We start from the raw sequence: 2194 nt of genomic DNA on the forward strand, positions 1-2194 counted from the left end.
TACGCGCTCGAACGCTACGGTAACGCCCGGCCTCAGAACGGCCACCGCTTCGACATCACCCAGGCCCAGCTGGGCACGGGGACCGGGGCGCAGCTGCTGACGGGCGCGGACCTGACGGAGCTCACCGACTTCTTCGCCCCCGGCCAGTTYCGGCAGCTGAGYGAGGCCCAGCGCCTGTCGGCGCCCTCSTTTCAGCTCATGCGTAGCGGCGTGCGCCTGGCTACGCTCGACGGCTTGACCGGCGGCCCGGCCACGGTGCAGCAAGTGGGYTACGAGCGGCTCGTGCTGGCCGCYGCCCCGTCCCCCCCAGCGGGTACGCCCATCATTGCGCYCGCCCMSMCCGAGGCRTCGCTGGTGGCGGTATCAGCGCCCGTAGCAGAGCTGACGGAGCGCCGGAGCATGGTGGCCATGCCGGCCCAGCAATTCCAGCAGCTAACCCAGCGCAGCACCATAAACCAGTCGTACGCCACTGCCCAGCCCTCGTATCTGGCCCCGGCCGAGGTATATTGGCAGGAGGACGAGTACGTGCTCGTGCGCGCCGACACGCTCACGCGCTACGCGGCCACCCGCTATGCCAACCAGGCCCAGGCCACGGCCGCGCTGCACGCCGTGGTCGCGAGCGACGCCCGCCTGCAGGACGAGCTGCTCGTCATGCCCGCCTACCAACTCACGCTGCAAAGCGTGTAAATGAAAAGATCTGATTAACATGCAACTCCTGCTGCCTGATTCGGTATTTCTGGCGGCAGTTGAGGGAAGCAAGGATCAGCACAAGCACATCATGAATTGCCCGGTACGTTTACTGATTCCAACGGCACGTTATAGAGCAGCAGCTTGAAAATCCGTTGCTGAATGAGGGCTCTCAGTCCCTAGTAAATACTAGGATTAGAGGCTCATACGTTTGCTTACCGTACTAATTTAAGTCGCTCATATTTGAACACCCGCACTGTAACTGTACTATTGTCAACATGGATAAGCGACTATTTAGAGCACGTAACACTAAATATGGGAAAGTATGTATTCCCCCTTCAGGTGGACCACTACGCGAAGATGCTATTGCTTGCCTATCGGATGAGACGATGGAAGAGCGTTACGGTTACGATGAGTATACCTGGGACGACTCCTTGCATCGGGTCGTTTTTGACAATTCCGGCGAAACTATCGTCAGTACCTATCCTGACGGGACGGTAAGCGGCTCTGAGCCGACTTTTTTTGAACTGGCGCTGGATACTCAGCTCGCCCAGTACGTAGTGCAGAATGCTGATGAGTACGGCTATCCCGATTTCCTGGGCAAGCGCATTCAGGTATATTATGCCGGCCAAGGCACCGTGCGGGCCGAAGAAATAGTGGCGATAAACGTCTTACGGGCATTCATCACGGAGCCCGATGATGTGATAAAGGTGAGTAGCAGCCCCGGCCAGGTGACTATTCACGTGGTGCCAGTTGACGGGCAAACCCCCATTACGAAAGCCGTTACGGGCTACGTGAGCCTGGATTCGGCTCAGGTACTTACCCCCGAAACATTTACCGCTGACGACTCGACGGGACTGTCCCTAAGCTATCGGTTTCCAATTCCGGTAGAGGGCACGTATTATTATACTATTCGCGTTGCCGATGGCCAGCAGGCGCTTACGGGCAGTGTGGTAGTTGCGAAAGCAGCAGTTTCAACGACCCCGTTCACCATAAGAATCACTACCCCGGTAGTTTCCGAACCGACCAGTTTACGTTTGGACACTGGTAAAATCACGGTTGAAATGAGCGTCAGCGGCGGCAGCACCACCGCTGAAGTGCTAGTGGAGCTGACGGCCTCTACGAGTTCCACACCGGTTACGCGCGTTGCGACGAGCACCGATGGCACTCGTTTTACGGCCCTTTTCACCAACCTGGCAGAAGGGACGTATCGGCTACGCGCCATCGTCAGTAATTCGCCTTCTTCGGCGGTCGATGAGGCGACTGCCGTCGTCTTGCCTCCCGATCTTGTAGTTGGCGACCAGTTGACGTTTCTGCCCTGGGTCCGGCACAAGCTAGGTCGAACTGCTGGACCAGTTACTAGTGGTCTGTCAACTTAATTTCGTCTGTAACAGTTAGGGGTAGACACCTTCTGTTTTTTGCTGATGCCTCGCCCCGCTAAACCCGTTGTCCTACCGCCCGCCGATGCCGCCAACTTGCAGGCGATTGTCAAAAAAGGCACCCACAA

The 2194-nt window shown here is 57.7% G+C and carries 2 protein-coding genes; both read left to right on the top strand.

Annotation, left to right across the window (positions count from 1 at the left end):
• Positions 1-687: hypothetical protein (locus tag D0T11_RS22810; protein ID WP_182888563.1), on the top strand; the 687-nt coding region annotated here is incomplete at its 5' end.
• Positions 688-1076: 389 nt separating this feature from the next.
• On the top strand, positions 1077-2066 hold the full coding sequence (locus D0T11_RS21615; protein ID WP_119657870.1) for a hypothetical protein: 990 nt from the start codon (positions 1077-1079) through the stop codon (positions 2064-2066).
• Positions 2067-2194 lie beyond the last annotated feature (128 nt).

The organism is Hymenobacter rubripertinctus, assembly GCF_003583925.1.
Lineage (GTDB): Bacteria > Bacteroidota > Bacteroidia > Cytophagales > Hymenobacteraceae > Hymenobacter > Hymenobacter rubripertinctus.

Bases quoted from the DNA above. Each gene is read 5' to 3' on its own strand.
- D0T11_RS21615 (WP_119657870.1), top strand. From the start codon at position 1,077: ATGGAAGAGCGTTACGGTTACGATGAGTATACCTGGGACGACTCCTTG.